This is a genomic window from Rathayibacter sp. PhB152 (genome assembly GCF_003751395.1).
GTDB classification, from domain to species: domain Bacteria; phylum Actinomycetota; class Actinomycetes; order Actinomycetales; family Microbacteriaceae; genus Rathayibacter; species Rathayibacter festucae.
The window spans coordinates 244366-261127 of record NZ_RJUT01000003.1; the positions used below are offsets into that span (position 1 = coordinate 244366).

Here is a 16762-nt window from a genome sequence, read left to right on the forward strand (position 1 = left end):
TCCAGCAGCACCGGGACGCCTCGAGCGTCCGAGGACGTCTCGCCGCCCTCATGCTGGTCGAGTGGCCCCGCAGGGGCGTCTCGAGACCCGCCGTCATCAGCAGGGCGGGTCTGCATACTCGCGTTCTGACGGTGGTGGATCTCGATACCCACGCTGCGCGGGCTGCTCGATCAGCAGGGAGCTCACCCGGCGAGGACGCAGTCGTAGCGGGGTCGGTCCGGCCAGCGCGGGTCCGGTGGCGCCGGCGAGTCCGCGAAGCCGAGGGACCGGTAGAAGCCGATCGCGTCGTCGTCGGTCTGGGCGCGGAGCGCGGCGTGCGGGTGCAGGTGGGCGATCTCCGCGAGGAGTGCCCGGCCCAGCCCCGTCCCGCGCTGCGACTCGGCCGAGGCGAGGTAGTCGATCAGCACCCCGTCGGGTCGCTCCTCGTAGGCGACGAACGCCGTGACGGCTCCGCCCTCCACCGCGCCCTGAACGCGGAGGCCCGGCAGCTCGTCCACGATGATCGCGTCTATCGCCGCCTCGTCGACCTCCACCGCGAGCCACAGCAGGTGCCGGAACGCGGCGGTGCCGAACACGCCGGTACCGAGCTCCACGATCTCCACGCCGGAGAGTCTGGCAGCACCCCGCCGAGGCGTGCAGCGACCCCTGCATGCTGGTCGAGCGGCCCGGAGGGGCGCAGCAGACCCACGGTCGTCAGGACGGCTGGTCTGCAGACCGCCCGTTCGGCACCGGTGGATCTCGATACGCCCGCTGCGCGGCCTACTCGATCAGCATGGAGTGCACTCCGCCGAGGCGTCCTGCAACGGTCGAGACGTCCAGCAGCACCGGGACGCCTCGACCGTCCGAGGACGCCTCGGCGCAAGACGCTGGTCGAGCAGCCCCGCAGGGGCGTCTCGAGGCCCGTCACCCCGAGTGGTGCCGGCCGATCGGCAGCACCAGCGGCGTCCCGGACACCGGGTCCGCGATCACGCGCGACTCCATGCCGAAGACCGCGCGCACCGTCTCCGCGGTCACCACCTCGGCCGGCGTGCCCGACGCGTACAGCGCACCGGCGCGCACCGCGAAGAGGTGGTCGGCGTAGCGCGCCGCCAGGTTCAGGTCGTGCAGCACGATCACGATCGTCGTGCCGCGCTCGCGGTTGAGGTCGGTCAGCAGGTCCAGCACCTCGACCTGGTGCGACACGTCGAGGTAGGTCGTCGGCTCGTCCAGCAGCAGCACGTCGGTCCGCTGGGCCAGCGCCAGCGCGATCCACACCCGCTGCCGCTGCCCGCCGGACAGCTCGTCCATCGGCCGGTCCGCGATCTCCAGCGTCCCGGTCGCGCGCAGGGCGTCCTCCACGATCGCGTCGTCGTCCGCGGACGCACCCCGCCCAAACCAGCCGCGGTGCGGGTACCGTCCCCGCGCCACCAGGTCCGCCACGGCGATCCCCTCGGGCGCGATCGGCGTCTGCGGCAGCAGCCCCACCCGCTGCGCGACCTGCCGCGTCGGGAGCCGGTGGATCGCCTCGCCGTCCAGCAGCACGGCCCCGGCGCTCGGCGTGATCAGCCGCGCCATCGCGCGCAGCAGCGTCGACTTGCCGCAGGCGTTCGCCCCGACGATGACGCTGATCGCCCCGGTCGGCACCGTCAGCGACAGCCCGTCGACGACCACCCGCTCGTCGTAGGCGAGCGTCACGCCGTCGACCGACAGCGTGGAATGACCGGCGGCCACGGGGGAGGTCGGGGCGGTCACAGGGATCCTCCGGTGCGGTTGCGGCGGGCGAGGAGCCAGAGCAGGAACGGCGCGCCGAGCGCACCGGTCACCACTCCGACGGGGAAGCGGGCGCCCGAGAAGGCGAGCCCGGCGACGTGCTGCGCGACCAGGTCCGCCGCGAGCACGACGACGATCCCGACCAGCGCGGACGGGATCAGCGGCACGCGCGCGTCCGGCACGAGCCGCCGCGCGATCGGCCCGGAGACGAAGGCGACGAACGCGATCGGCCCGGTGGCCGCGGTCGCGACGGCGACGAGGCACACGGCCACCGCGAGGAGCCCCAGCCGGCTGCGCCGCACGTCCACGCCCAGCGCGGTCGCCGACTCGTCGCCGAGCTGCAGCATCGAGAGTCGTCCGGCCAGCAGCAGCGCGAGCGGCACGAGCACCAGCATCGACAGCGCGAGCGCGGGCACCCCCGCCCACGACGCGGAGTTGAGGCTGCCGGTCAGCCAGCGCAGCGACTCCTGCACGTCCTCGAACTGCGCGCGGGTCTGCACGTAGGCGATGACGCTCTGCAGCATCGCCGCGATCCCGATGCCGATCAGGATCAGCCGGGCGCCGATCACGCCGCTGCCGTCGGCGAGCCGGGCGATCAGCAGCGCCGTGACGAGGGCCGCTGCGACCGCGATCACCGAGACCGCGCCTCCCGAGAGTCCGAAGAACGCGATCGCGACGACCGCCGCCGCGCTCGCACCCGAGGTGATGCCGATGATGTCCGGGCTGGCGAGCGCGTTCCGCAGCATCGTCTGGAAGATCACGCCGCCCATCCCGAAGCCGAGGCCGACCAGCACAGCGGTGAGCGTGCGCGGCAGCCGCAGCGTGCCGACGGTGAAGGAGGCGCTCGGCACGGTCTCGCCGAGCATCACCCGCAGCACCTCGAGCGGCGAGTAGACGGTGCTGCCGACGGTGAGCGACACGACGGCGAGCGCGAGGGCGACCAGCGCGAGCACGGTGCAGCCCAGCGCGGTGCGGCGGGCTCGGCGGCGACGGCCCGCGGCGACGCCGAGCGGGGGAGCACCCGCAGAAGAGCGGAGCGACGGGGCGGCGCTCACAGGGCCCGCACCTTCGAGCGGCGCACGATCGCGATCAGCACCGGCGCCCCGATCAGTGCGGTGACGATGCCCACCTCCACATCGCTCGGTCGCGCGACGACCCGCCCGATCACGTCGGCGACCAGCAGCAGCAGCGCGCCGAGCAGTGCGGAGGAGGGGAGCAGCCAGGAGTGCGACGGCCCGGTGATGCGCCGCGCGAGGTGCGGGACGGTGAGTCCGATGAAGCCGATCGGCCCCGCGATCGCGGTCGCCGCTCCGCAGAGCAGCACCGCGGCGAGCCCGGCCACCAGGCGCGTCCGGCCGACGCGGCGGCCGAGCCCCTTCGCGAGGTCGTCGCCGAGCGCGAGCGCGTCGAGCCCTCGGGCGCTGCCGATCGCGAGCGCACCGCCGACCGCGAGGAACGGCAGGACCTGGACGATGCTCGTGAACTCGGCGCCGCCGACCCCGCCGACCTGCCAGAACCGGAAGCGGTTGAGCGTCGCGTCCTGGGTGAGCAGCACCGCGCTGATCAGCGAGGCGAGGGCCGCGGCGGTCGCGGCGCCGGCGAGCGCGAGCTTGAGGGGAGTGGCGCCCTCGCGACCCAGCGAGGCGACCGCGTAGACGAAGGCGCCCGCCGCCGCCGCGCCGAGGAAGGCGAGCCAGATGAACTGGGGGAGCGTCGTCGCTCCGACCGTCGAGATCCCGAGCACGACCGCGAGGGACGCGCCCGCGTTCAGCCCCAGGATCCCCGGATCGGCGAGCGGGTTGCGGGTCATCCCCTGCATCACCGCGCCGGCGAGCCCGAGCGCGGCGCCGACGAGCAGCGCCAGGACCGTGCGCGGGACGCGCCCCTGCACCGCCGCGTCGACGATCGAGTCCGGGTCGGGTGCGGTGAGCGCCGGCCAGATCTCGCCGAGCGGGATCTCGCGCGAGCCGTAGACCAGCGAGAGCACCGACGCGACGACCAGCGCGGCGAGCACGGCGATCAGCGCCGGGACGCGCCAGCGCGCACCGGCGCCCCGGAGGCGAGTGTCGTCGCGTCCGGGGCGCCGGTGGGGTGCCGTGGCCTCGGCGGTCACGACACCTTGTCGGCGGCGGTCGCGAGGCCGGTCGTGTACTCGTCGAGCACCCACGGGATGCTCAGCAGGTTCGGCGACGAGGTCGCCATCGCCTCGGAGGAGTCGTCGGTGAGGACGTAGACCGAGCCGCGGGCGACCGCGGGGATCTTGGAGAGCAGCGGGTCGGCCTGCAGCGCCGCGAGGGTGGTGTCGTCGCCGTAGACGATGAGCACGTCGGCGTCGAGCTGGTCGGCGTTCTCGGAGCTGACGGTGCCGCTGAACAGCTCGGAGTCGCCGGTGAGCGAGACGACGCTCGGGGCGAGCTCGAGGCCGAGGTCCTCGACGAACTTCACGCGCGCGTCGTTGCCGGTGTAGTAGGTGAAGGTGCTGGCGTCGGTCGGGTCGTACCAGCCGTAGGTGAAGGTCTTGCCGGCCAGCGAGGGCTTCGCGGCGACGGCGGCGTCGATCTCGCCCTCGACCTCGGCGACCTTCGCCTCGGCCTCGTCGCCCAGTCCGAGCGCATCGCCGTCGAGCTTCGCGGAGTCCTGCCAGGTGGTCGCCCAGGGCAGACCGGGGTAGGCGACGGTCGGGGCGATCTGGCTGAGGGTGTCGTAGTCCTGCTGCGTGAGGCCGGAGTAGGCGGAGAGGATCACGTCGGGGGTGAGGTCGGAGATCGCCTCGAACGGCACGCCGTCGGTCTCGTCGAAGAGGGTCGGCGTCTCGGCGCCGCTCGCGTCGAGCGCCTCCTTGGTCCAGGCGAGCAGGCCGTCGCCGTCCTCGTCGCCGTAGGAGGCCTTCGCGAAGCCGACCGGGGTCACGCCGAGGGCGAGCGCGACGTCCTGGTTGGTCCAGCTGGTCGCGACCACGCGGTCCGCCGACTCGACGGTCGTCTCGCCGAACGCGTGCTCGACGGTGACGGGGAAGCCCGCGCCGGTCGCGGCGGCGTCGGTGCCTCCGTCGGTGCCGGCGGCGTCGGCCCCCGCGGAGCAGCCGGTCAGCAGCAGGGCGGAGAGGCCGAGTGCGGCGACGGCGGAGACGCGCAGAGGCGTGCGGCGGAGGGGGATGCGGGAGACGGGCACGGCGATCCTTCGGAGGGGGTGACGGGGTTGCGAAGGTTAACCTAACCTAACTTCCTGGGCCGCGGCCAGTTCCGGCCGGCTGCTCGCTGGCCTGCCTCTGCCGGGCGTGCGGTCGCTGCGTCCGACCTCCGGCACGTGGAACCGCGCAGGGCACGCGGAATCCGCGGATTCCGGCGAGCCGCGGGTGTTCCTGCGAGCCGAAGCTCGTCGCGCCGGAGGCTCGGCTCGTGGAACTGGGTTCGGCTCGCCGAATCCGCGGGCTCCGACGAGCCGAAGGTACTTTCGCGAGCCGGAAGCCGTGGCGGCCGAGGTCCGGCTCGTGGAACCGCGTCCGGCACGCGGAAGAGGTGGATTCCGGCGAGCTCAGGATGTTTCTGCGAGCCGGAGGTCAGGAGGCGCGAGGTTCGGCTCGTGGAACAGGGTTCGGCACGCGGAATCTGCGGATTCCGGCGAGCCGGAGGCCTTCTCACGAGCCGGAGGTGCGGTCCAGCCGCTCCGGCGCAGGACCGGCCCCCTCCGATGCCCCCTCCGGTGCCCCCTCCGGTGCCTGCGCGTCCGCCTCCGCCGCGTCCCCGCTCGCCCGCCGCGGCCGCAGCTCGCTCACCAGCGTCCCCGCGACGATCAGCGCCGCCCCCGCCAGCGCGAGCGCCGGCAGCCGGTCGCCGGCGAGTCGTCCGATCACGCCGCCCCAGACCGGCTCGGCGGAGTAGATGATCGTCGCGCGGGTCGGCGAGACGGAGCGCTGGGCCCAGTTCATCGTCAGCTGGATGAGGCAGCTGCTCGCCCCGAGGGCGAGGGCGGCGATCAGCCAGACCCAGGAGAACGCGGGGATCGCCTCCCCCGCGAAGGGCATGCCGGCGAAGGAGAGCAGTCCGGCGACCAGGAGCTGCACGACCGTCACCCGCCCCAGGTCGACCCGGCCGGCGAAGGCGCTGATCAGGATGATCTCGGCGGCGATCGGGAGGGTGCTGATCAGCGTCGCCAGCTCGCCCGGGCCCAGCCCCACTCCCGTCTGCGGCCCCGCGATCAGCAGCAGTCCGACGAACGCCAGACCGACGCCGACCAGGGTGAAGACGCCGGGCCTCCGCCGCAGCACGACCCACTGCAGCAGCGGCACCAGTGGCACGTAGAGCGCCGTGAGGAAGGCGGAGGTGCTGCTCGGGATCGTCTGCAGCCCGGAGGTCTGCAGCCCGTAGCCGAGGACGATCATCACCCCGATCGCGGCCCCCGCGCCGAGATCGATCCGCCGCATCCCGCGCAGCGATCGGTGGAAGACCACCGCGCTGATGACTCCCGCCGCCAGGAACCGCACCCCGACGAAGAAGAGCGGACCGCTGTGCTGCATCGCCACGTGCACCGCCAGGAAGGTGCCGCCCCAGAGTGCCGTGATGCCGATCAGCGCCCACTCGGGTCGCGAGAACCGGACGGCCGAGAGAGGGCGGGTGCGCAGCATTCTGCACACTATAGAGTGCAGAACGATGCGCACGCCAGAGCCCTCCGCCGTCCTCGCTCACGTCGGCAGCAACCTCCGCCGGGCGCGGCTGGAGGCCGGGCTGAGTCAGGCGGCGCTCGCCGAGCTCTCCGGCATCAGCCGGCGCACGATCGTCAACGTCGAGGCGGGCGAGGCGAACATCAGTCTCACCGGCGTCGACCGCCTCGCGAGCGCGCTCGGCTCCAGCTTCACCGCCCTCGTCTCCGCTCCCGGCTCCGTTCCCACGGCGATCGACGAGGTGGCCTGGCGCGGCGAGGACGCGGGGAGCGTCGCCGTCCTGCTCGCCTCCGTTCCGGCCCGCGCCGAGGCGCAGCTCTGGACCTGGACCCTCGGCCCCGGCGACCGCTACCAGGCGCAGCCCGACCCCGACGGCTGGCACGAGATCCTCCTCGTCACCGCGGGTGTGCTCCTGCTCGAGCGCGAGGGCGAGCCGGACCTCCGGCTCGCGACCGGGCAGCACGTCGCCTTCTCGACCGCCCGCCGCTACGCCTACGTGAACGCGGCCCCCGACGAGAGCACCGTCTTCACCCGCATCGTTGTGAGCTGACTCCGCCCGGGAGTGCTCCACGCGCCCGGCGATCGGACGCCGGTCGCACCGTTCCGTGCCATCCCGATCGTTCTCCGACGCGGACGAGGGAGATCCGGCGCGCCACTCGCAGACTGTGCTCTTCACGGTCCGCGAGCGGTGACCCGGTGGTCCGGGTCCCCGCCACCGCGCGCGGCGAGAGAAGGGATCACGATGAGACTCTGGAAGACGACGGCGATCTGCTCGACGGCGGCCTTGCTCGCAGGGCTGTCCGCCGCCCCGGCGACGGCGGCACCGGCGGAGGGCGGCGGGCCGGTCGCGGCCGCGCTGGCCCCCGCGCACGACCTCTCGGCGCTCCTGACGGGACCCGCGCGTGACCTCGAGACGCCCGGCTACCGACTCGTCCCGGTCGAGGAGCGGACCGTCGAGTACCGGGTGGTCGACCCGGCCGCGACCCCGGCCCCCAAGAGGACGCTGACCTTCACGAACCCCCCGCAGGCTCCGAGCGCCGCGTACCTCGAGGTGCGCTACCAGCAGGGCAACGGCGACTCCTTCAAGGAGGTGTCCCCGCTCCTGCGGCCCGGTGGTCCCGCGTGGCAGACCACCCTCCAGGGGGATGATCGCGAGGTCGACCTCCAGGTGAAGGACGCCTCGGGCGCGGTCCTCGCGGAGCGGAGCTACCCCGGGGAGATGCCCGCCGGCAACCCCTCCGTCGCGTGGTTCTACCAGAGCGTCTTCGACCTTCCCGGCTACACGTTCACCTGGTGACGCCCCGGTGGGGCTGCCGTTCGGCCGCGTCGCGAGGGCTCACCCCGCGGCGCGGCCGTCCCGCGACGGCTCACCCCGCGGCGCCGACCACGAGCCGTCCGGGCGGAGCGCGCCGGCGATGGTCGTGGCGATCCCGCGCAGCTCCCGGCGCTGCCGCTCGCTGAGTGGTCCGAGGACGACGTCGCGCACCAGGGCCTCGTGCCCCGGAGCCGCGCTCGCCTGCTGAGCGAGTCCCGCCGCGGTCAGTGTCGCGAGGGTCGTTCGACCGTCCTCGGGGTCGGCCCGCCGCTCGACCCAGCCGCGGTTCTCCAGTCGCGAGACCGCCCGCGACAGTCGCGACAGCGAGCTGTTCGCGAAGCCGGCGAGCGCGCTCATCCGCAGGGTCCGCTCCGGCGCGGCGGCCAGGGCGTAGAGGACGCCGTACTCGAAGTGGCTGAGGCCGGAGTCCTTCAGCAGCTGCGCGTCGAGCGCTGCGGGAAGCCACTCGAGGAGGGTCGCGAGCGCGCTCCAGGCCGCGAGGTCGTCCCCGCTGAGCGGGGAGTCATCGGGATCGGGCATCCCCCGAGCGTAGCCGGACTTCACTTGACCAGGAAAGTGATTCGGCTATGGTTTCCCAGGCAAGCATTCGGCTGCGACGGAGAGGAACGGACCCGCATGGACCTGGAACTGGACGGCAAGCGCGCCTTCGTGAGCGGATCGACGCAGGGCATCGGCCGTGCCATCGCCCTCGCGCTGCTGCGGGAGGGCGTCGAGGTCGTCGTCAACGGCCGCAGCGAGGCGGGAGTCCGCGCAGCGGTCGAGGGCCTTCGCGCGCAGGTCCCGGGCGCCGTCGTCTCGGGGATCGCCGCCGACTTCGCCGACGCGGAGTCGGTGGACCGGCTCCTGGGCCTCCTGGGCCGGGTGGACGTCCTGATCAACAACGTCGGCCTGTTCGAGGTCGCCCCTTTCGCGGCGATCGCCGACGAGCAGTGGCTGCGCTACTTCACGGTGAACGTGCTGAGCGGAGTCCGGTTGTCCCGGCACGTCCTCGACCCGATGCTCGAGTCGGGCTGGGGTCGCATCGTCTTCGTCAGCAGCGAGTCCGGCGTCGATGTGCCGGGAGACATGACGCACTACGGCGTCACCAAGGCGGGGATGCTGGCTCTCGGCAACGGCCTGGCCAAGCTGACCCGCGGCACCGGAGTCACGGTCAACACGGTCCTCGGCGGCCCGACCTGGTCCGACGGCGTCGCGAGCAGCGTCCAGAGCATCGCCGATGCGCAGGGCGTCCCGGTCGACGTCCTCCGCGCCGCGATCATCGGCGGCAACGCGACCTCGCTCGTCGAGCGCTTCCTCGAGCCGGACGAGATCGCCTCGCTCGTGACCTACCTCGCCAGCCCGCGCGCCTCCGCGACGAACGGTGCGGCCCTGCGCGCGGATGGCGGCGTGCTGACCGGCCTGCTCTAGGACCCGCCGGTCGCCTCGGGCGCCGGCGCTGCTCTCGGCCGTCGGCGCCGCGCCGACCTCGGCGGAGCCGCCCGCAGGTGCTCACCGACCCGCCCCAGGATGCGCGCCAGCTCGCCCGCGTCCGCGTCGGTGAGAGGTGCGAACAGCAGACCGTGCACGGTCGCGATGTGCCCCGGGAAGACGGCGGCCAGGACGTCGCGCCCGGCGCCGGTGAGCGCGACGACCGTGCTGCGCTCGTCGTCCGGCGACGGGGAACGGGTGACCAGTCCCCGCTGCTCGAGCAGCTGCGCCTGGTAGGTGAGGCCGCTGCGGCTGTGGACGACGCCATCGGCGAGGTCGGTCATCCGCTGTCGACCGCCCGGGGCGTCGCCGAGTCGCGCCAGCAGCTGGAACTGCAGATAGCTGAGGTCGCCCGCCTCGCGCAGCTGCTGCTCGACCGCGGGCCGCAGCAGGCTGCCCACCTCGGTGAAGGCCAGATAGGCCGAGAGCTGGGTCGCGGTCAGGGCGGGCTTCGTCATGCCTCCGATCCTATCGTTGCTTCGTATTGGAAGCAGTGCTAGCGTGGCCTCAGTGCTTCGAATTGGAAGCAATTACGAGAGGGAGACGATCATGCAGGCAATGCGATTCCACGAGGTGGGTGGACCCGAGGTCCTCGTCCGGGACGACATCCCGGTTCCGGTTCCGGGCGCCGGGCAGGTGCGGCTCCGGGTCGCCGCCTCGGCCTTCAACGCGGCCGACGCGGGGATGCGCGCCGGCTTCCTGCCGATCCCGGTCGAGCTCCCGCACGTGCCCGGCTACGACGTGTCCGGAACGGTGGATGCCGTCGGCGACGGTGTCGAAGGAGTAGCGGTGGGCGATCCGGTCGTCGCATTCCTGCCGATGGAGCGGGACGGGGGAGCCGCCGAGTACGTGCTGGCGCCGGCCGAGGCCGTGGTCGCCGCTCCGACGAGCCTTCCGCTCGCCGACGCGGCCGCGCTGCCGTCGGTGGCGCTCACCGCCTGGCAGGCACTGTTCGACGACGGCCGGCTCGTGGCCGGGCAGCGGGTCCTCATCGTCGGCGCGGGCGGGGTGGTCGGGAAGTACGCCGTGCAGCTCGCGAAGCGCGCCGGCGTGCACGTCGTGGCGACCGCCAGTCCACGCAGCATCGACGCCGTCCGTGCGGCGGGGGCCGACGAGATCGTGGACCACACGACGACCGAATTCCTCGGTGCTCTCGGCGAGCAGGTCGACGTGCTGCTCAACCTGGCGCCGCTCGAGCCGGAGCGGTTCGCCGCTCTCGTCGCCGCGGTGCGGGACGGCGGGGCCGTCGTCAGCACGACGGCCTTCCTGTCGACTCCGGGTGACGAGACCCGCGGCGTGCGGGCCGCGACGGTCTTCGTGCTCCCGAACCGCGAGCGGCTCGCCGAGCTGGTCGCCCTGGTCGACGCGGGGGAGCTGACCGTGGAGGTCACCCGCCGGGTGCCGCTGGCCGAGCTGCCGGCGGTCCACGCCGAGGCGGCCGCGGGCCGGATCGCGGGGAAGGTGATCGTCCTCGCATGAGACTGCGCGACCGCGGTCTCAGCAGTGCGGGGTGGGGCAGGGGGAGGCGGGGAGATAGGACCGCCTCCCCCTGCCGGTCGGGTCGTGGTCGTCGTCCCTCGAGCTCTTCGCTCAAAGGAGCGCCACGTCAGAGGTTGAACAGCCAGCTGAATGCCAGGGCGAAGAAGGCCATGTCAGCTCCTCTCGTCAGAACGGACGGAATGCGCGGCGGACGGAATGCGCGGCCGGGGGATCCCGATGCCGGGATCCCCGCGGTCGTGACCCGTCACCGATTCCGGTGCTGGACCACGACCGCGGTGGCGCCACCGGGCTAGGCGAGAATGGCGATGAGGTAAGCGAAGAATGCGAGCAGCACATCGACTCCTTTCAACGGGCGGGACGGGACGTGCGGGGTCTGCCTCGAGGACGGGGAGGGACGACTGCTCAGGCGGAAGAGGCGCGTCCCCGTGGTCGACTCGCTAGAGCGAGCCGAAGAAGGCGATGAAGATCGCAACGAGGGCGGTGGGCATCATGGCTGTCTCCTTTCGTGGTGCGGGGCGGAGGGAGCGGTCGCGATGACCGGGGCCCACTGTCGCCGACGCCCCGAGGCATCTTCAAGTCCGTGGCGCTTCTCGTCCTGGGCGGCGGAATCGCTTCCCTTCGAGTGGCCGCCGAGGGGCTCCCTGTCGGGAGGTCGCCGAGGGCAGGCTCTGTGCCATACACCTCAGTCCGTGACAGCGACGACGTCCTTCAGCACTCGCTCCGCCAGGATCGGACGACCCCCTCTCGTCCGGGACGAGGGGAGGCCGCCGTCCTCCCCCGACCGGTCGAGAGTCCGATCGAAAGGAACAGGATGAAGCTCGTCCGCACCACGACCATCGGCGTGATCGCCGCAGCACTCCTCGGACTCACGTCCGCGCCCCCGGCGACGGCGGCGGGCGACACGGGTGGGACGGCGACCGACCCGACCCTCTGCACCACGAACTACTCCGTGTATCAGGTCGACACCACCGTCAACGCCCACCTGGACGGTCAGGATGTGGTGATCGACCTGTCGGCAGGGCTCTTCCGGACGCGCACCCGGATCGTCGTCCTGGTGAACGACGAGTACATCGGCGAGACCTACTGCGGTTCCGCCTACTACGCGGACCGCTGGTCCGTGGGCGATCGGGTCTTCCTGAGGATGAAGCCCGCGAAGCCCGGCGACGCCCTGCGGGTCGCGGTGATCGGGGGCACGCCCGGCGGGTCGCTCGGCTCCCGCTACGGACAGCACAGCCTGCTGGAGGAGCGGCTGAGCGCGCCCGGATCGGAGCGCTGACGCTCGACGATCCCGGGACTCCTCCGTGGTGCTCAGGCCCGCGGTGGTGGGATCCGCGGTGGTGGGATCCGCGGTGGTGGGATCCGCGGTGACGGGATTCACATCCCCCGTCGTGGTCGCGGTCACCCGTGCGTGTGCGGGTGGCCGCGGCCGGTGCGGCGGGACTAGTCGAAGATCGAGATGAGATAGGCGATCAACGCGAAGATCATGACAACTCCTTTCCTCGGACCTGATCGGGCGCCCGGTGGTGGGTGACCGTGGTTCCACCGTGGACCTCGACCGGCCGACTCTCCACTGATCGGCGGAGAGCGATGACCTGGCGGGAATCGGTCAGTCGCCGACCGGGTCAGAGCAGGCGGGAGCGCGAGAACAATGCGTGCAGCAGTGGCAGTGCCGACACCGCCATCAGCACCGTGCCGAACACGGTGTCGTCCGCCCGGACGACGGCGCCCGCGATGAGCAGCCCGGCGAAGAGCACCGCGGAGACGATCCGCCGCACGGTCCCCTCGAGCCGGTTCAGCCGGCGCTCGACCGTCGGAACGGTGACCGCGAGGGTGCCGTCCTCGAGGGTCGTCGCCAGCTCGTCCAGGCGTCGCGGCAGCCGGACGAGCAGCCCGAGCGTGTCGAGCGCCTGCCGGCCCACGTCCTGCGCGACGTTCCCGCGCTCCTCCCGGATGAGCTGCTGCGCGTAGGGCTCGACCGAGTCCCAGAGGTTGAACGCCGGGTCGAGCGCGCTGCACACGCCGGAGGTCAGCGACATGGCCCGGATGATGAGTAGGAAGTTCTCGGGCAGCTGGAACGGCAGCGAGCGCACGACGTCGCCGAACTGGATCGCGAAGTCGCGGAACTCGCGCGGGTCGACCTCGCGCAGCTCCGCGAAGCCCATGCCGCCGAAGCGCGCGAAGAGCTGGGTCATCGCCCGCTCGAGCTCGCGGGAGTCGGCGGAGGGGAGCAGCACCCCGACGTTGCGCGCGGCGTCGACGAGCCCCTTGCCGTCGCGGGAGGCGGCGGCGATCAGCATCGCGCGCAGGCCCGCCCGCGTCGTCGGCGGCACCTCGCCCATCATCCCGAAGTCGATGAAGGTGAGCCGCCAGGGCAGCTCGCCGCCGGGGGTGGGTGTGACGAAGACGTTGCCCGGGTGCGGGTCGGCGTGGAACCAGCCGTGGGTGGAGAGCTGGTCGAACATGACCGCGGCGAACACCGGGGCGACGTCGCGCGGGTCGATTCCGGCGGCAGCGAGGCCCTCCGCGTCGGTGATCTTGATGGCGGTGACGTCCTGCAGCGTCAGCACCTTGCGGGTCGAGCGCTCCCAGATCACGTCCGGGACGCCGACGCGGGGGTCACCGGCGAAGTCCGCGGCGAAGCGCACCGAGTTGGCGGCCTCGCGCAGGTAGTCGATCTCCTCGAGGCTGGTGACCGCGAACTCCTCGACGAGCGCGGGCGCGTCGACGCGATCGGAGACGAGGCGCACGTGGGTCAGCCAGCCGCCGATGCGCCGGAGCGCCGCGAGGTCGACCTCGACGATCTCGTCGATGCCGGGGCGCTGGACCTTGACGACGGCGTTCTCGTGCCCGGAGTCGGCCGCGTCCACCGGCGAGAGCCGCGCGCGGTGCGCCTGCCCGAGCGAGGCCGCGGCCACCGGCGACTCGTCGACGTCCGCGTAGGCGCGTGCGAGGGTCATGCCCAGCTCGGCCTCGGCGAGCGCGCGGATGCGCGCGAAGGGGACCGGCGGCACCTCGTCCTGGAGGCCCTCCAGCTCACGGGTGATCTCGGGCGGGAGGACGTCCAGGCGCGACGACATGAACTGCCCCACCTTGATCATCAGCCCGCCGAGGTCGACGGCCAGGACGTGGAAGCTGCGCGCGAAGCGCCGCATCCGCTGCGGGCGGGTGCGCAGCGCGATCGCCGTCAGCCCGACGCGGGGCAGCAGCAGATCGAAGAACCAGGTCACCGCGAGGTGCCAGGAGGCGAACCGCAGGATGCGGCGGTAGCGACGCTGGTCGCTGCGGGCTCGGCGGCCCGGGTCGGCAGGACCCGGGCGGACCGGCGCCACCCGGGTCAGTCCTGCGCGAGGATCGCGTACAGGCGGCGGCGCACGTCCTCGAGTTCGGAGACGGCCTGCCGGATCTGAGCCGGGGTGCCCGAGCGGCCGACCTGCGCGGCGGCCTGGGCGAGAGCGACGCCGGCCTTCGGCAGCGCGCCGAAGTCGACCTGGTCGGACTCCGACCACGGGGTGCCGGTGCCGGAGGCCGCGACCTGCGCACGACCGGAGTCGGTGAGGCTGTAGGTCTTGCGGCCGTTCGACTCGTCGGCGGCGATCAGGCCCTCATCCGCGAGCAGCTGCAGGGTCGGGTAGACGGAGCCGGGGCTGGGCTTCCAGCTCCCGCTGCTGCGCTCCTCGATCTCGTGGATGATCTGGTAGCCGTGCATCGGCTGCTCGGCGAGGAGGGCGAGGACGGCGGCGCGGACATCGCCGCGGCCGACCCGGGTGCCGACGCGCTTCTCGAAGCCGGCGCGAGCCTGCTCCATCGCCTGCCAGATGCCGTCGACGGGGTTGCCGGCGCCGAACGCGCCGGTCGAGGACTGGTTCTTCATGATGACCTCCGTGTGTCTTCCGAGTGTGCCGTTCCGAACGACCGTGTCGCTCCGAACGATACTCAGCGATATGTGCGGCGACTGTAAGCGACTGCTTTCTCCGGCTTGTGCCTGGGCCCTGCCGTCGGCTCACTTCGATGGCTGGGCGTGCGTGGCGCGCCACGGTGGACGGATCGTCGAGTCGTCTAGGTGAGTATGTCTCATAACGACCAGCTGCGGCCGTCCCTCGACGTGCCGCTCCTTCGCTGCTGGTCGCATCGAGAAAAGGGACACCCATGAGAAACACCCGCACTGTGGCGGCCTGCGTGGCCGCGACGACCCTGTTCGGCCTGCTCTCGGCGACGCCGGCGCTGGCCTCCGAGCTCGATCGGGGCGACGCCTCGATCGTCCAGGGCCAGGAGTCGAGCGGCTCGGGCCTCGGACTGCTCGGCCACCTCGCGACGGACGCGGCGCCCGCGCGGCCCGACCGGGGCGACGCGGGCATGCTCGGCTCCCCGCAGCCCGGCGGACCGGACGCCCCTCTGCCCGCGCGGCCCGTGCAGGAGGTGCCGACCGAGTCGACTCCGGCTCCGACGCCCGGGTTCTCGGCAACGCTCGAAGCGGACAGGAGGTTGATCGTCTCCCTGCCCATGGAGCGGTTCTCCTCGGGGCAGCGCTACGTGTTCTACGTCGACGGGGAGTACATCGGCGAGACCAGTGCCGACGGCCAGATCGGCGGCGTCCACCTCCTGTCGACGGAGGGTCCGGACGCAGTGGCGCGCTTCCGGATCGACGCGGGCAGGAACGGTGGCCGTGTGGAGATCCGGCGGTACTTCGGCCGACTGGATCACGGCCGGGACACCGAGCCCCGGGAGGAGACGGTGTTCGACCAGCAGGTCGCGGTCAGTCCCGATATCACGGCGACTCTCGTGGACGGCAAGGCCGTGGTCTCGGTGCCGGAGAAGTTCCTCGCCGCGAACCAGTTGCTCGTGGTCGGCATCACCACCGTCCGCGCCGAGATCAAGGGGGACACCGCCGTCGGGGTGGACCGGGAGTGGAAGGAGGGCACGGATCGGCTGTTCGAGATCCCCGATGTGAAGCCCGGTGAGCAGCTGGACGTCTGGGAGTTCGAGGGGGAGCTCACGGACCCGCTGACAGCGGAGAACTCGAAGGGGAGGTTGTTCTCCGTGACGCTCTAGGGACCCGAGGCGGAGCGCGAGGCGGACGAGAGCGCGGTGAGTGATCCGGGGGCTCGCGGGCCAGGGCTCCGTGAGCTCGCGTACGTACCGCGTCACAGGGGAGCGGCCGGAGGTGCGTCGAGGTGAGAATGTCTCGTCGCGACCGGCCGCAGCCGACAGAGACGTGCTGCCTCTCCGATGCTGGTCGCCTTCATCGAAGGGAATCTCCATGAGGAACACGCGCACTGCAGCGGCCTGCGTCGCTGCGACCACTCTGCTCGGGCTGCTGTCCGCGACTCCGGCGATGGCCGGCCCGCTCGACGGCGGTGCTGGAGGAGTCGTCCAGCGGGAGGAGTCGCCCGGCGCCGGTCTCGGACTCCTCGGCGACTCCGTGACGGACGTGCCGGCCGTGCAGCCGGATCGCGGCGAGGCGGACATGTCCGCGAGCCGGCAGCCGGGCGGACCGGACGTCCGCGAGCTCGGTCTCCCCTCCCGGGAGGTGCCGACCGTGCCGGCCCCGACTCCGACGCCGATCGAGCCCGCGCTCGCCGACACATCGGCCGAGCCCGCCGCTGCGACGGAGTCGACCGAGACCGCTCCCGGAGTGGCGCCGATCGCGGAGCAGCCGTTCGTGATCGCGACGCTCTCGGACGAGGGGGTGCTGGTGTCGGTGTCCGATGACCTCTACCGCACGGACAAGCGGTTCGTGGTGATCGTCGAGGGGAAGCCTGTCGCTCAGATCCAGAACAAGCGGACTCGTGGGGTGGTGAGGGTGGTCCCCGATGTCGTCGATGGGCGGACGGTCCTCTACATCCCCGGGGTGAAGCCCGGTGATCGCATGGCGGTCACGGAGTACGCGGGATCGTTGGACGACGGGTTCGACGACACCCTCCGCCGGACGAGGGTCTACGCGGCGCAGCTCGGCGATGCCTTCCCGGCGACCGCGCCGACCGCTCCCGCGGCGTAGCCCGCACCGCAGGCACTCTCGCCCGACACCGGGACTCCGGCTGAGAACGCAGAAG

At 72.5% G+C, this 16762-nt stretch carries 17 protein-coding genes; 7 read left to right on the forward strand and 10 right to left on the reverse strand.

What is annotated here, in order from left to right:
* Positions 1-182: 182 nt before the first annotated feature.
* The 6 genes from EDF36_RS08025 to EDF36_RS08050 all read right to left on the reverse strand — a co-directional run bounded on the left by EDF36_RS08025 (position 183) and on the right by EDF36_RS08050 (position 6373).
* Positions 183-602: a GNAT family N-acetyltransferase gene (locus EDF36_RS08025; protein WP_123706441.1), complete on the reverse strand. Its 420-nt coding sequence runs from the start codon at positions 600-602 to the stop codon at positions 183-185.
* Positions 603-903: 301 nt separating this feature from the next.
* Entirely contained in the window at positions 904-1731 is an 828-nt protein-coding gene (locus EDF36_RS08030; RefSeq protein ID WP_311316375.1) for an ABC transporter ATP-binding protein, read from the reverse strand.
* Positions 1728-2804, reverse strand: a complete 1077-nt coding sequence (locus EDF36_RS08035) for an iron chelate uptake ABC transporter family permease subunit (RefSeq protein ID WP_123732596.1) — start codon at positions 2802-2804, stop codon at positions 1728-1730. The genes EDF36_RS08030 and EDF36_RS08035 overlap by 4 nt, the downstream gene beginning before the upstream one ends.
* Positions 2801-3862: an iron ABC transporter permease gene (locus EDF36_RS08040; protein WP_123732597.1), complete on the reverse strand. Its 1062-nt coding sequence runs from the start codon at positions 3860-3862 to the stop codon at positions 2801-2803. Before EDF36_RS08040 ends, EDF36_RS08035 begins: the two co-directional genes overlap by 4 nt.
* The gene (locus EDF36_RS08045; RefSeq protein ID WP_260300612.1) at positions 3859-4920 is read right to left on the reverse strand and encodes an iron-siderophore ABC transporter substrate-binding protein; all 1062 of its coding nucleotides are present in this window, start codon (positions 4918-4920) and stop codon (positions 3859-3861) included. Before EDF36_RS08045 ends, EDF36_RS08040 begins: the two co-directional genes overlap by 4 nt.
* A gap of 466 nt (positions 4921-5386) precedes the next feature.
* The gene (locus EDF36_RS08050) at positions 5387-6373 is read right to left on the reverse strand and encodes a DMT family transporter (protein WP_123732598.1); all 987 of its coding nucleotides are present in this window, start codon (positions 6371-6373) and stop codon (positions 5387-5389) included.
* Between the two features lie 25 nt (positions 6374-6398).
* Between EDF36_RS08050 and EDF36_RS08055 the strand changes: the two genes are divergently transcribed.
* Positions 6399-6959 (forward strand): helix-turn-helix transcriptional regulator, encoded by a 561-nt coding sequence (locus EDF36_RS08055; protein ID WP_123732599.1) that lies wholly within the window; start codon positions 6399-6401, stop codon positions 6957-6959.
* Between the two features lie 192 nt (positions 6960-7151).
* On the forward strand, positions 7152-7706 hold the full coding sequence (locus EDF36_RS08060) for a hypothetical protein (RefSeq protein ID WP_123732600.1): 555 nt from the start codon (positions 7152-7154) through the stop codon (positions 7704-7706).
* Positions 7707-7745: 39 nt separating this feature from the next.
* On the opposite strand, the gene EDF36_RS08065 is transcribed toward EDF36_RS08060, so the two are convergent.
* Entirely contained in the window at positions 7746-8264 is a 519-nt protein-coding gene (locus EDF36_RS08065) for a MarR family winged helix-turn-helix transcriptional regulator (protein ID WP_123732872.1), read from the reverse strand.
* A 96-nt stretch (positions 8265-8360) separates the two neighbouring features.
* Here EDF36_RS08065 and EDF36_RS08070 point away from each other — a divergent pair, with 96 nt between their 5' ends.
* Entirely contained in the window at positions 8361-9152 is a 792-nt protein-coding gene (locus EDF36_RS08070) for an SDR family NAD(P)-dependent oxidoreductase (RefSeq protein WP_123732601.1), read from the forward strand.
* Here EDF36_RS08070 and EDF36_RS08075 read toward each other — a convergent pair.
* Positions 9149-9670, reverse strand: a complete 522-nt coding sequence (locus EDF36_RS08075; protein WP_123732602.1) for a MarR family winged helix-turn-helix transcriptional regulator — start codon at positions 9668-9670, stop codon at positions 9149-9151. The genes EDF36_RS08070 and EDF36_RS08075 overlap by 4 nt on opposite strands.
* Positions 9671-9761: 91 nt before the next feature.
* On the opposite strand from EDF36_RS08075, the gene EDF36_RS08080 reads away from it, so the two are divergent.
* Together EDF36_RS08080 and EDF36_RS08085 are read left to right on the forward strand one after the other, a co-directional pair.
* Positions 9762-10691: an NADP-dependent oxidoreductase gene (locus EDF36_RS08080; RefSeq protein ID WP_123732603.1), complete on the forward strand. Its 930-nt coding sequence runs from the start codon at positions 9762-9764 to the stop codon at positions 10689-10691.
* An 832-nt stretch (positions 10692-11523) separates the two neighbouring features.
* Entirely contained in the window at positions 11524-11988 is a 465-nt protein-coding gene (locus EDF36_RS08085; protein WP_123706451.1) for a hypothetical protein, read from the forward strand.
* A gap of 346 nt (positions 11989-12334) precedes the next feature.
* Here the strand turns inward: EDF36_RS08085 and EDF36_RS08090 are convergent, their stop codons facing one another.
* Entirely contained in the window at positions 12335-14041 is a 1707-nt protein-coding gene (locus tag EDF36_RS08090) for an AarF/ABC1/UbiB kinase family protein (protein WP_123732604.1), read from the reverse strand.
* Between the two features lie 5 nt (positions 14042-14046).
* Positions 14047-14583: a PadR family transcriptional regulator gene (locus tag EDF36_RS08095; protein ID WP_123732605.1), complete on the reverse strand. Its 537-nt coding sequence runs from the start codon at positions 14581-14583 to the stop codon at positions 14047-14049.
* A 275-nt stretch (positions 14584-14858) separates the two neighbouring features.
* Here EDF36_RS08095 and EDF36_RS08100 point away from each other — a divergent pair, with 275 nt between their 5' ends.
* Both EDF36_RS08100 and EDF36_RS08105 read left to right on the forward strand, forming a co-directional pair.
* Positions 14859-15761, forward strand: a complete 903-nt coding sequence (locus EDF36_RS08100; RefSeq protein WP_148059996.1) for a hypothetical protein — start codon at positions 14859-14861, stop codon at positions 15759-15761.
* A gap of 208 nt (positions 15762-15969) precedes the next feature.
* Positions 15970-16707 carry a hypothetical protein gene (locus EDF36_RS08105; RefSeq protein ID WP_123732607.1) on the forward strand — a complete coding sequence of 246 codons (738 nt, stop codon included), beginning with the start codon at positions 15970-15972 and terminating at the stop codon, positions 16705-16707.
* Positions 16708-16762: the final 55 nt, after the last annotated feature.